This is a genomic window from Flavobacterium fluvii, from assembly GCF_900129545.1.
Lineage (GTDB): Bacteria > Bacteroidota > Bacteroidia > Flavobacteriales > Flavobacteriaceae > Flavobacterium > Flavobacterium fluvii.
Window position 1 is genome coordinate 26618 of record NZ_FQWB01000011.1, and the last position, 13475, is coordinate 40092.

Below are 13475 nucleotides of genomic sequence, written 5' to 3' on the forward strand. Positions count from 1 at the left end.
TTAGTATCATGAAATTTAAACATATTTTTTCGCTTCTGGCTCTTGGTTTCCTGTTTTCCTGCAGCAAAGACTTTTTGGACGAAACCCCGGTGGATTTTATTGCTGCCGAAAACGCTTTTAAGACTTACGATGACTTTAATTTGTCAATCGCAGGTCTCCATGACAAAGTCAGGGATGAGTTTTACAGTATAGACGGAAACTTTCCGTTTGATTACACCTACGGAACAGACATAGTATTTGATGGCCAGCCCGATGCAAGACGTTGGACACCCTATACTGCCGTAATGCAGCCAAGCGGAGGCAATAGAGTACCTGAAACGCATTGGAGAGCTCTTTACAAGATTGTTTCCGAGTCCAATATGGCCATTTCAAGATTAGGAGATGTTGAATTAACTCCGGTCCAGGAAAGAAATATAGAAGGTCGGGCCAGATTCTTTCGAGCACTTGCCTACAGAACACTTGTCTATTTGTATGGTGGTGTGCCGATAAGTTTGGAAGAGATTAAAGAGCCTAAATATGATTTTGTCAGGGCTACAAAGAAAGAGGTTTTGGAGCAATGCATCCTGGATCTTACTTTTGCATCCAACAATCTTCCTGGAATTACCCAAGTAAAAGATGGAGAAATACACGCACTGGCAGCTGCCCATTTATTGGCAGAAGTGTATATAGCCAATGGCGAACCCAAAAAAGCAATTTTAGCGGCAACAAAAGTAATTGATGATCCCAATACAGACTTAATGACAAGACGTTTTGGAAGTCGCGCCACTGAAAATGGACGTGATGTATATTGGGATTTATTTAGAGGAAAGAACCAAAACAGGACTTCAGGAAATACCGAAAGTTTATATGTAATCCAGTACGAGACAGACGTTCCGGGAGGAGCCATGATTTCTACTACCAAGGATGGAGGGTTTTATATGGAGAGACATCATGGACCAAACATAGGATCTTTGAGAGTGGGAGGGGTAAATCCTTTTTTATATCCAGTGAGTGACTATACCGGAGGTAGAGGAATTGGATGGGCAATCTCGACCAAGCATTTCAGCAACACGATTTGGGTAAGCGATTTTACCAATGACATGCGAAATGCAAATCATAACTTCGTGAGAGTGTTCACTTACAATAACCCCCAATTTCCTTTATATTACGGAAAAACTATTTCAACCGAAAATCCTCCTGCAGGTATAACCGTTCCAGGCAGAAATTTTTATGCTTACCAGACCAAGGGAACCACTCCAGGAGAACATCCTGACAACTTGTATATTGACAAGACGAGAGGATTGCTTAATGCCAATGCTGGAGCTACCTATGCAGATCAATACATGTTCAGGCTGGCTGAAACCTATTTATTGAGAGCCGAGGCCTACATGAACGACAATCAACAGGGTCTTGCCGCAGCCGACATCAACGTGGTTAGAGCTAGAGCCAATGCCAAACCGGTAGCGGAAGCAAACGTGAACATAGACTATATTTTGGACGAAAGAATGAGAGAACTTGGTGTAGAAGAAAAAAGAAGGTTGACTCTAATGCGTTTGGGGTTATTATACAATCGCGTTACAAGATTTAATTCTTATTACAAAGAGATACAGGAATTTCATAATTTATGGCCTATTCCTTTCGTCGAAATTGAACGTAATACTGGAGCTGTACTCGACCAAAACCCGGGTTACGTAAATTAAAAACATATAAAGACATTTTTTTTAGTTAGTCGTTTATCAGGTATTTTGGTCATACCTGATAAGCTTTTTTTAATGAATTTTTATGAATGAGTATCGACTTTTATAAAGAAGAGAAGTTAACTTGCATATGCAAAACGTTCCTATTTAAGATATTTAGGAACACAAAAAACTACCAGAAAGGGATTATAATGTTGCGTTTTTTTTGCGGAATAGCAGCTAATTTCAACTGCCAAAAAGGAATTTAATCGCGTTATATTTTTTATTTTCAGATGACTAAAAGAGTCTTCCTTGTGAAGGCTCTTTTGTGTTTTATATAAATACGTTTTATTTTTTTTCAATAGCAATGGTAAAATTAACATACGTAAATTGTTGTTTATCAGTATGTAAAGGAGTGTTGTCGGATTTTGATAAGCATTGTCGGATTTTGATAACACAAGATTGGTCAGTAAAATTAATTTTGACATCCTGAATTATAAACGATTATAATTATCAACTATTCAATTATTAACCACAAAATTATTTATTATGAAAAGAAATTACTCAGAATCAACAGGCAAAGGAAAAAGCTATTTTTTCTTGCAGCTTTTATTAATTGCCTTAATGGGTTCTCAAGCGAGTTGGGGACAACAGCAGATTATAGGCTCTCATCCAGCAGTAGATGGTGGTTTTGAGGGGCAAGTAACTAATGTGCCTCTTGCGCTTTTAACTCCTGGCGATACTTCTAGTCCAACTGAATGGACTTTAGGGACTGCAAATTCATCAGCAATTGTTGACAATACTGTTGGTAAAGCGCGATCAGGGAATAATTGTCTTTCGTATACTGGAAATGGTGGGGCTACTCCTCTTGGTAATAAAACTTTTCAAAGTCCTACGGTGCCAACTTTAGTCGCTAGTGTTTCTTATGTGATACAGTTCTATTATAAATCTCCCACGGATCCAGCGGGAAATTTAAGAGGAGCCTTGAATGTAACTAGTAAAAGAGTTTCATCAGCTGTAGCGCTATCTCCAAGTTTTTCGGCTGATACTTGGATAAGAGCTTCAATAGTATTTACTCCTGTAACAAATCCTTTAGTTGCAACTCCTTGGGTAGGTTTTAGGGATGGTACTTCTGTTGCTTTTTCAGGCAATATTGACGATTTTGTTATTTACCCAGCTACAGCTATTGATTTAACGGCTCCAACTCCAGCTACTGTACCCGGGGTTACAGTTAACGGTAATGCTTTAGCTGTTTCTTGGACAGCTTCGACAGACCTTGATAAAGAAGGATATGTAGTTGTTCGTTATGAAACCACCCCCAATGCTGACAATGATCCAAATGTAAATGGAATTTATGGGGTAGGAAACATTATTACAAACGGTACGGGTGCTTTAAGTGGTAAAGTTGTTTATATCGGAACGGCAACATCTTTTCAAGATGTCGCTGTTGTAAGCAGTACAAATTATTATTACAAAATATATACGGTAGATAAAGCTTTTAATTACTCCGCTGAAGTGGAAGCTTCAGGAACAGCACCAGCACTTGGAGTTAATGATGTTGAACTTAATGCCAATGACATCGTGGTTTACTCCCAAAATCAAAGCATCAAGATCCAATCAGGAAATGGAATACTGTCTGACGTAAAAGTATATGATTTGGGCGGTCGTTTGGTAGCCAGTAAAAAAAGCATAGGATCAAATGAAACCATTATTCCATTGAATAAATCAAATGGAGTATATGTGGTAAAAGTAACGACTACTGATGGTAGAGTCGTGACCAAAAAAATAGTGCAATAGTAATATTGGTATTAGAAATTTAGAATACTATTCAAGGCATTGATTTTTTTCAATGTCTTGAATGGCCTTTAATTCAAAACATTTTTTAACAATTAAAACAAAACAAATGAAAAAATTATTTATTGTAGCCTTATTGGCTTTAGGATTGAACGGATTTGCGCAAGAAGCATCAGCTTCGTCCATAAAAAAAGTAGAGAAAATGACAGCGGAACTGTCTTTAACTGCAGAACAACAAAAATTGATGTTGCCTTTATTTGAAGAGCAAAAAGTACTGTATGACGACATTAAGGCAAATCCAGACAACAAAGAAGCCGATAAAGTAAAAATTAAAGAAATTACCAAAAAAATGAACGCGATTTTGACAGCTGAACAAAAAGAAACTCAAAAAGCACTTAAAGCAGCAGCAAAAAAAGAATAATAATTTAACCAATCCCGTCAAAAAAACGGGATTTATATTTTGATTTATTCTTGAGAAATTATGATTAACGATTGAGCAAATTTTTAAAATGAACATACAATTGAAGATTGCATTTAAAATAGTGGCGTGTTTCGTGTTCTGTGTTGGTTTTAATGCCCATAGCCAAACAGTCAATCCAAGCAAACCCATGGAAGTGTATTTGCTCATTGGCCAGTCCAATATGGCAGGTCGTGGCACTGTTGACGCACAAAGCCAGAATACATCCGTGGACATTTTGATGCTGGACAAAACGAATAATTGGGTTGGAGCCAAGGATCCTGTTCATTTTGATAGACCTGCTGCAGGAGTTGGGCCTGCTGTAAGTTTTGCCCAAGCCATGCTTCAGGACAAACCAAATACCCAAATAGGACTTATTCCTTGTGCTTGGGGAGGTTCTCCCATAAAAGTATGGCAACCGGGAGCCAAGTATTTTGATAATTTTCCGTATGATGAAGCGATTGCCAGGGCGAAAATAGCGATGCAAAAAGGCGTTTTGAAAGGCATTCTTTGGCATCAAGGCGAGACGGACAACAATCCCAAAAAAATGGAAGTCTATCTGGAGAAATTGAAAACTTTGGTTGGTAATTTGAGAAGGGACTTAAATGCGCCCAACCTTCCATTTGTGGCCGGTGAAATCGGGTATTTTAACAAAGTGAATAACATCAATGAAGTCATCAATAAGCTGCCTGCGGAAGTAGAAAATACAGCCGTGGTTTCTGCAAAGGATTTGACGGATCGAGGAGACCAATTGCATTTTGACACTCCATCTGCCCGAGAACTCGGCAAAAGATATGCCGTTGCCATGAAAAATTTGGAGCAACCTTCGGCGGAAGCCAAGAAAACTGCCGCAAAAAAGTTGGAACAATCTTCCAAGATAACTCAAAAAGCTACAGTGGTACTGACTTTTGATGATGCTGAGATTAGTCATTACACCAATGTGGCAAGTCTATTGTCAAAATATGGTTTTAACGCAACTTTCTTTGTTTGCGAATTTCCAATTAAAAATCCAGGTGATGAGAAAGAATTAATGAATTGGAACCAGATTCGCGAATTGCATAAAAAAGGTTTTGAAATAGGAAACCATACCGGACATCATAAAGACTTGACCAAGTTAAGTCTCGAGGATGTCAAAAAAGAAGTGGGTTATATCGAGGAAAAATGCAAAGAATTTGGGATTCCAAAACCGATATCGCTTGCTTATCCAGGGAATCGCCAAGATACGATAGCTCAAAGAATCGTAAAGAGTATGGGGTATCAATTTGGGAGGACAGGAGGGGCAAGGTATTATAAAGTAAAAGAAGATCCAAAACTGGCTATTCCAAGCTATACCGTTATATCTTCCGATAAATATAAAGCGCGTACCTTGAATGCTTTGCGAAATTTAAAAGGAGAAGATGTCTTGGTCTTGACCTTTCATGGAGTTCCGGATATACTTCATCCGAAGTACTCTACCTCAATTGATTTTTTAAACGAAATCCTGCAGTACTTAAAAGAAAACAAAATTAAGGTTGTTGCAATGAGAAATTTGTAATAAACCCAAGAATAAAATTAAAAATCAAATATTAACCAACAAACAAATTAATTATTTAAAAATGAAAAGATTACTAATTATCGGTGTTTTGCTTCTTTCAAGTTTAAGCTATTCTGCTAATAATTCTTCTGTTGCAGTGGATCAAGTGGCAGGGAAAGAACAAGACAGCATATACAAAGCAAGAAAAACATGGATAGAAGAAAGGAAATATGGGTTAATTGCTTTGTGTAACGAGCTTATAACTGCCTATGATTTTCCCAAAACCAATATTGAAGCCGAAAGAGATAAATTGAAATTGAAGGTAAGGATGTACGTGAAGGAAATTAATGATGTAGATTATTCCGATGATAAAAAGTTTGCAGGAATCCAGAAAAAATTTGACAACATCGAATCCACTTTTAGAAGTTATCCACAGAAACTTAGGGAGAGGGAAAATTTGAAATGGTAACAAGACAAGCAGCAATTTAATGACCACTAATGCGGGAAATTGCAATTGTTCCAAATGAAGATAAATAGAATGCACCTAATAGTTACTAACTAAAAAAGTGTCCAATACCTGAATTTTTTATCAGCAATTGTAATAATTGATTGTGCCTAGTCCTAGAATATTGATAAGGAGCGCTTTTAATTAAAACGACAGGTTTACCAAGCTAATAGAACCACAAATTAACCAACCATGAAAAACAGTACCCTTCGACTAATTATAATTATTTGCTTGGCTTGTCTACCCCTCCATGGTATTGCGCAACGCATTGTCCAGGATTTAGACAGGGGAGTCGTCGCTATTCACTCCGAAACTGCCAAGGCTTTTGTGTCTTGGCGTTTGTTTGCAACAGAACCATCCAATACAGGATTTAACCTCTATCGTTCATCGGGAGGGGGAACTGCAGTAAAACTGAATACAGCGGTTCTTGCTGCAGGTACAAATTTTACGGATGCAACGGCCAATTTTACCGTATCCAATGAATATTTTGTAAAAGCGGTTTTGAACGGTGTGGAGCAAGCAGCTGCAAGCCGATCCTTTGTGATGCCGGCGAATACTCCGGTACAATCCTATATGAGTTTTCCTTTGCGCCAGGATCGTGTTGGTTATGCTGTACGTTATGTCAGGGTTGGAGATTTGGATGGGGATGGGGATTATGATTTTATTATCGTTAGGCGTTTAGATTCAAGTTTTGTTCCGGATGCAACCAGCACAATTCTAGTTGAAGCCTACAAACAGGATGGAACTTTTTTATGGCAACTGGATTGTGGTCCCAATGGTGTTCTTGATGATAATAATATTGAGCCAGGCTCTTCAACAATAGATGTGGGACATGGTGATAATATAACGGTTTATGACATCAATGGGGATGGAAAAGCGGAGGTAATTATCAGAACTGCCAATGGCGTGAAATTTGGCGATGGTACTGTTTTAAGTAATCCATCCAACGATGACGTTCAATTTATATCCGTTCTCAATGGAATGACTGGGGCAGAAATTTCACGAACCCAATACAATAATCCCTATTTGGAACATGGTTCAATGAATGGACATTTTGGGATTGCCTACCTCGACGGTATTCATCCCAGTTTGGTTTGGGAAGCCAAGAATAGAAAAGATGATGGCACTTTCAATGACATGACCACTGCCTGGGATTGGAAAAATGGGACATTGGTGCAAAAATGGCAGTTCTTTTTAGATCAATATCCGAAGCAAATCCACCAACAGACAGGACATCAAATTCGTATAATTGATTTGGACGGTGACGGAAAAGACGAGATATGTCCATTGGGTTTTGTTATTGATGACGATGGATCAATGTTATATAATTTAGGGGATCAGGACATCTTTCATGGGGATCGTTTTTATATCGGTGATTTAGACCCCAGTCGTCCCGGTTTAGAAATGTATGGAATTCAACAAGGGTACAGTGTTTCCGGTATTATGTGGTATTATTGTGATGCTAAAACAGGAAAAGTTTTATTGGATCAAAAAAATCCTGACAATCTGGATATGGCAAGAGGAAATGTAGGGGATTATGATCCTCGTTTCCCAGGTTACGAGTTTCATACGTTTACAGATTATTTGTATAATGTGTCCGGCGCTCCTACATCCAATGGCAATATGCCGTCTTCAGATCCGACTTTTAGAATTTTTTGGGATGGAGATCTATTGACGGAAGAGTTGGGGGATAAAAGAATGACCAAATGGAATTATTTGAATGACAAGGAAGATAGAATATTTATTGATGGTTTTAGTTCTTTCACGGGAATTCATGATGTGGGACCTAATACGCCCAGTTTTGTTGGAGATATTCTGGGAGACTGGCGTGAAGAGGTTATTTATGAATCGGCAGACTTTAAGGAATTGAGAATCTATACCACTCCAATTGCTTCCATGGAAAGAATATATACCTTGTCCCAAAACCCTGCCTATTTAAATGATTTGACCGTTAGAGGCTACTATCAAGGGCATTTGACCGATTTTTATATTGGAGACGGTATGCAGGAACCGCCTGTTTCTCCCATCCAAAAAGCGGATAGATATTGGACGGGAGCAACATCTTCCATATGGGATACAACAAGCTCAAATTGGGCAACGAATTCAGGAAGCGCTTTGTATGCTGATCCAAATATCGTAATGTTCGATGCCAGAGGAAATAACAGCAATCCAATAAATCTAAGCGGTAATTTTTCACCGGCCAAGATTTGGGTAATGAATCCTCAAGGCAAGGATTATGTTTTCTCCGGTACTGGAAAACTCACAGGGACAATTGATTTTGTTAAAAGTTTGTCAGGTTCTATAACTTTTAATGGTAATTATGATTATACCGGAACAACCGTGGTTTCTGATGGTGCATTAAATGTAAACGGAAGTATACAAAGCCAGGTGACAATAAAACCAAAAGGAGCCATTGGAGGAATTGGAACCTATAATGGCGGGGTTGTTTTAGAGAAAGGGTTTAATGTTAACGGTGGAAGAATTAATCCAGGAAAAGGTACTGATGAAAATTCAATAGGTTCTTTGGTTATTACAGGAAACCTAGTGGTTCCAGGAAACAATAATTTTGCATTCGATATTATACCGGGATCAACAACGGTTAATGATAAGATAATTGTAAATGGAAATATTAATTTTTCTGGTAAAAACAGGATAATCGTGGCATTCAAAGATGGTGATGCTATAGCGGGAACGTATTCGCTTATAAAATCTTCAGCGACTCTTACAGCGGTTGCTGCCGATTTTACTGTGGAAGGCATAAATGGCGTGCCGAACGAAATTATCATTGAAAACAACGAAATCAAACTTAAAATTTTGGCTCTTCGCAGTCCAGGAACCATTACTTGGAAAGGATTAATTGATAATAATTGGAATTTCAAAACAAAGAATTTTAACTTGGCCAGTGTTCAAGAAGCTTTTACTCCAAAAGATGTGGTAGTTTTTGATGAAACAGGAGCAAACAAGGCGGTTCAACTTTCGGTTATTGCCAATACTTCAGGGGTAAGTTTTGATGCAACAAGTGATTATACTTTCAGTGGTACTGGAGCTATTGATGGTACTGGTGATTTAATCAAATCGAATACGAATAAAGTAACATTGGACTTAACTAATAATACGTATACCGGGAAAACAATAATAAATGCGGGGACTTTATCGGTATCAACCATAAATAATGGGGGAGCACCTTCTTCTATTGGAGCCGCAGACAAAACTGCCGGTAATCTCGTTATCAACGCTGCAACCTTGCAAATCAACCAGAATAGTTCTACTGACAGGGTAGTGACCATTACGGGTACATCCAGGATTAACACTTCTTCAGCGAATAAGTATGCTGTTTTTACTGGAGATATTACCGGTTCCGGTAATTTAGTCAAAGAAGGTCCTGGTTCATTGTTGTTGTATAACAATTCGTATTCAGGAGCAACAACCTTAAAAGAAGGTAAAATATATTTAAGAGGTAACTTAGGTAATGAAGGAGGACTAGGGGCAGGAACGAGAAAATTAACAATAGAATCGGGTTCTTTGATTATGGACGATAATAGAGATGTATATGATTCTCCATTATGGGATATTCAAGTGGGTTCAGGAAAAACAGGGGAATTTATCCCTAGCGGAAAGGCTTATTTGGGAGGGAAACTAACAGGTGCGGGTACATTGAATGTGACTATACCTTATATTCGTACTTCTTTCAAAGGAGATTGGTCTGCCTTTACAGGGATTCTTAATGTAAAAGGAGATTTTAGATTAGATAATGCTTTTGGCTATGCCAATGCTACCATTAATTTAGAAGGGAATCCGGCTGCTGAAGATCCAAAAGGAAAAGCTTATTCATTGGTAACTACTAGAACAATAAAGTTTGGAGCCTTAAATGGGGTTGCAACAAGTTCTTTGTCAGCTGCAAATTGGGAAATTGGTGCTAAAAACATCGATTCACAATTTGATGGAGTGATTTCCAGTAATATGCTTACCAAAGTAGGTACAGGATCTTTGATATTGACAAATGCAAATACCTATACAGGTGTTACTAATCTAAATGGAGGAAAACTTATTGTAAACAATGCAACAGGAAGCGGTGCTGGAACAGGTACTCTTACTGTTAATACTGGAGGAACTTTGTCAGGAAAGGGTATTTTGTCCAACACAATCAGTGTTGCCAGTGGAGGAACTTTGGCTCCGGGCTATCCATTATTGGGAACACTTACCGTAAACAAAGCCGTAACGATGCTGGCGGGAAGTACCTATGAAACGGATGTATATCCTGATACGAATACTTCAGATCTTCTATCGACTGGAGCCAATCAAATAACGCTAAACGGAACCCTTAAAGTGGTTAACCAAAGCGGCGTTAATTTTGCAGCAGGGAATTCGTTTAAAATCTTTAATACAACTACTGCTATTTTAGGAAATATTACCATTAGTCCAGCAACACCCGGTGCAGGCTTAAGTTGGGATACCTCAGCATTGAAAAGCAATGGATTGTTAAAAGTGTCAAGTTCTTTGTCAACGAATATATTCACTGATGAAATGGAAATTAAAATTTTTCCAAATCCGGTAAAAAATAGTTTTACTATCCTTTTGCCGAATGAACTTTTAGGATCAACTATCGAATTGTATAATAGTTTAGGTGCAAAATTAGAAACCATAAAAACGGTTAAAGAACAAGTTACAGTCGAGATGAAAAACTTTTCATCTGGAATTTACTTTGTTAAAATTTTGAAAGATGGATCCTCATTTGATAAAAAAATAATTAAGGAATAAGTATAGATTTACCTCTAAGAGGTAATCTAATCGTTGCCGTAAGGAATCTTTGCGAACTTATATTGAGTTTATAAAGAGACATATTAGCAACTTGCGTTAAAAAAATGGCATCAATACTATTTAAGAACATTTGAAAATATAAAACAATCTGATTCTAGCTCCTTCTCCATTGTGAATTAGAATTTTTGACCCTATTATTTCCCCAATCTGGAATGTTCGGGCTCTTTGGCATTGCCAAAATAAATTGTACTGTTCCCATCGTAAATCCTATTAGAAAATAATAGTTGGGTCATTATGCATGAACAGGTACTTTATCTCAATCGGAAGTACTGGAGTTTTACTAACCTTTTAATATCAATTAAGCCTAAATCCTCAATTGCTGAAATGCAGTATTGGCGGTTCGATTTTTAAACTAAACCAGAATGATGCAAAAAGTTTTTATTACAAAATATTTTTTTTCAATTGGAATTATAGAAAGTGTAATGGAAGTAAGTTTAGAGGCAAGAAGTTGCTATGGTAAACCTGATGGATTTCCTTTTTATACTGAATTTTACGGAACCGATTTTCACTTAACAAAAGAAGATGCTGTTAAAGATTGTGAGAAAAGAAAAGAAAAAAAGCTTAGATGTCTTGAAAAACAAATTCTTAAAATTAAGAAGATGTCTTTCTAATCTGTGGCTAACGCTAGAATTAAACTAATGTTGTTTTAGCAAAGGGGTATTATTTTAAAAGAGAAATTAAAAAAACAAAACCTCTTTTGGTTTACTGTACTTAAAAGAAATGAAAGTTTAAAAGGCAAAAGAAGTTTTTAAAATTGATTTGAGATTATATAAGAATTGATTCACTATCAATTTTTACACTAGATAGTTGATGATTTTATATCAACATCGTTTTCTTCCTTGAATTAATCTTGTAGAGGTATTCAATGAAATCGGGAAGTTCTATAAGGGATAACAGACCTTTTTGTTCCAATGACATCTGGTGTAAATTGATTTCCCTGATGTGCTTACGGAAGGCTATTTCGCCTATAATCTGCATTACAATGTATTCTATAGTAGATTCCAGATCATCGTATTGCTTGAGTATATTGAAATCGGGTAGGTACAAATCGATTTTTAATTGCTTGGTTGCTATATTGTAATCCAACAAGGCGATTTGTACTTTGCTGATTTTGATTTCAAAGTTTTTATATACACAGGGTTCATCGGTACCGTCTTTGTACATTGCAGTATCTACCAATGGTTTTATAAATGACTCGGCGGTGAAGTGCTCCAGCATTGGTGCCTGGTTTTCAAAAGCCATCATTTTGCCAAATAGTCTACGGAGGCCGTTACCGGTAAATATGATAATGAGTTTGTCATCGAATTCACTTGAATCTTTAATTATAAAGCCAATACTTTTTGAGACCATATTCAGTTTTTTCAGCAATTGGGCGGTAACTTCTTCTTTCTTGATGTTGAGGTGAAAGGCGTGGAAGATTTCTTGTTCGTTTTTTTGGAACCAGTTCCAGAAAGTGGTGATTTTTTTCATAGCTAAAGAGTGAGTTGTGAGAGGTGAATAGTGAGATTATCGTTTGTCTTTGGTGGTTTTGTCGAAGGCGATGAGGTTGATCATGTTTCGGAGTCGCGAGCGGACACGGTTGCCGTACGCCGTTTCTACTTCGGATACCGACAGGTTGGTAGTGATGTGTGTTTTTATTTTTTTGGATACAAAAAGGTCGTATCTGGAAAGCATTATCTCCGCCATTACATTGCATTCGTTTCCGAAGTATTTGAGGTTGTTTTCGGTGCCCAAGTCATCGAAACAGATTGTTTTTGGGTCAGATTGATAGAGTTTGCCCTTGCTGTATTTGTGGATTATTTCGTAACCTTCCTGAATAAATTCGAAACTAATATCCCGGCAGGGCTTTATGTTAAATTTATGTTCCACCGGTGTCAAGTTTTTCATAAGGTGCATCAAGGTTGTTTTTCCGCAGCCAACGGGGCCAGAAAGTAATACTCCCTTATCGAGATTGATGCCATATTGATAACAAGTGGCTTCGTCCTTCAAGAAATAGGCCATCAATTTGTAAATTAATGGATAATCGCTTTCCAAGATTTTGAATTGGTTGCCGTATAGTTCCACGCCTTTTTTCTCGAGCCAGAGGATTATTTCCTGGTAATTGCGTTGGTGTTTTATTTCAGTTTCCATAGTTTAGGGTTTTACCGCAAAGGGTGCAAAGGTTGAATGTGAGGTTAACCAAGTATCACGTCTCTCGTCTCTCGACTGCGCTCGAGATGATATGCTCGGAAGACAAAAAGGGACTTTGAACACTTTTGTAATTAGTTAAAATGGTTCCGAATAGTCTTTGTCTATTCCCGTGGTGAGGTGTTTAGCCCTGTCGGGTGGCTTTTCATAAGAAATAAAACTAGGTGCGTTCAATATCCAGTTGTTGGCAGCGGCTTTCCAATCGACCATTGGGGTTTTGCCGCCTACGAGCCAACCAACGCTGGAGAAATAATTGAAAAATTTGTTGGCTTCGCGTTCCGGGAAAGTTTGTTCCAGGAAATAGGATTTGACTTCTTGGTTGGTCGGGTTCTCGTCCCTCGACTGCGCTCGGGATGACAAGCTCGTAGTGACGATCAACTCTTTAGGCTGACTTGTTTCAATTTGATTTTTATCGGTTTCTGCAATCGACGGAGACTTTTCTTTTTTGGCGGTGTAAATCGTCAGCAAAAAGTGGACTGATTTAGACAAAAAATAAGAGAGTGTTTTCAAAATCCTTAAATTTGAAATAAGTATGAAAACACCAAG

Annotated in this window: 9 protein-coding genes and 1 pseudogene; 7 read left to right on the top strand and 3 right to left on the bottom strand. The window is 37.7% G+C overall.

The window, feature by feature from the left end; all coding sequences use genetic code 11:
* The first annotated feature begins 8 nt into the window (after positions 1–8).
* From BUC16_RS16635 to BUC16_RS16670, 7 genes are all read left to right on the top strand, one after another.
* On the top strand, positions 9–1679 hold the full coding sequence (locus tag BUC16_RS16635) for a RagB/SusD family nutrient uptake outer membrane protein (protein WP_073371948.1): 1671 nt from the start codon (positions 9–11) through the stop codon (positions 1677–1679).
* A 525-nt stretch (positions 1680–2204) separates the two neighbouring features.
* Positions 2205–3452 carry a DUF8694 domain-containing protein gene (locus BUC16_RS16645; protein WP_073371950.1) on the top strand — a complete coding sequence of 416 codons (1248 nt, stop codon included), beginning with the start codon at positions 2205–2207 and terminating at the stop codon, positions 3450–3452.
* A 106-nt stretch (positions 3453–3558) separates the two neighbouring features.
* On the top strand, positions 3559–3870 hold the full coding sequence (locus tag BUC16_RS16650) for a hypothetical protein (protein ID WP_141226193.1): 312 nt from the start codon (positions 3559–3561) through the stop codon (positions 3868–3870).
* An 88-nt stretch (positions 3871–3958) separates the two neighbouring features.
* Positions 3959–5440 carry a sialate O-acetylesterase gene (locus BUC16_RS17770; RefSeq protein ID WP_073371952.1) on the top strand — a complete coding sequence of 494 codons (1482 nt, stop codon included), beginning with the start codon at positions 3959–3961 and terminating at the stop codon, positions 5438–5440.
* Positions 5441–5501: 61 nt separating this feature from the next.
* Positions 5502–5888, top strand: a complete 387-nt coding sequence (locus tag BUC16_RS16660) for a hypothetical protein (protein ID WP_073371953.1) — start codon at positions 5502–5504, stop codon at positions 5886–5888.
* A gap of 228 nt (positions 5889–6116) precedes the next feature.
* Entirely contained in the window at positions 6117–10682 is a 4566-nt protein-coding gene (locus BUC16_RS16665; RefSeq protein ID WP_073371954.1) for a rhamnogalacturonan lyase family protein, read from the top strand.
* A 422-nt stretch (positions 10683–11104) separates the two neighbouring features.
* Positions 11105–11353 (top strand): hypothetical protein, encoded by a 249-nt coding sequence (locus BUC16_RS16670; RefSeq protein ID WP_073371955.1) that lies wholly within the window; start codon positions 11105–11107, stop codon positions 11351–11353.
* Positions 11354–11558: 205 nt separating this feature from the next.
* Here BUC16_RS16670 and BUC16_RS16675 read toward each other — a convergent pair whose 3' ends face one another.
* The 3 genes and pseudogenes from BUC16_RS16675 to BUC16_RS17815 form a co-directional block, all read right to left on the bottom strand.
* The gene (locus BUC16_RS16675) at positions 11559–12212 is read right to left on the bottom strand and encodes a hypothetical protein (protein ID WP_073371956.1); all 654 of its coding nucleotides are present in this window, start codon (positions 12210–12212) and stop codon (positions 11559–11561) included.
* A 36-nt stretch (positions 12213–12248) separates the two neighbouring features.
* Positions 12249–12872 carry an ATP-binding protein gene (locus tag BUC16_RS16680; RefSeq protein ID WP_073371957.1) on the bottom strand — a complete coding sequence of 208 codons (624 nt, stop codon included), beginning with the start codon at positions 12870–12872 and terminating at the stop codon, positions 12249–12251.
* Between the two features lie 135 nt (positions 12873–13007).
* A pseudogene (locus tag BUC16_RS17815) lies at positions 13008–13475 on the bottom strand (hypothetical protein); the annotation flags it as partial.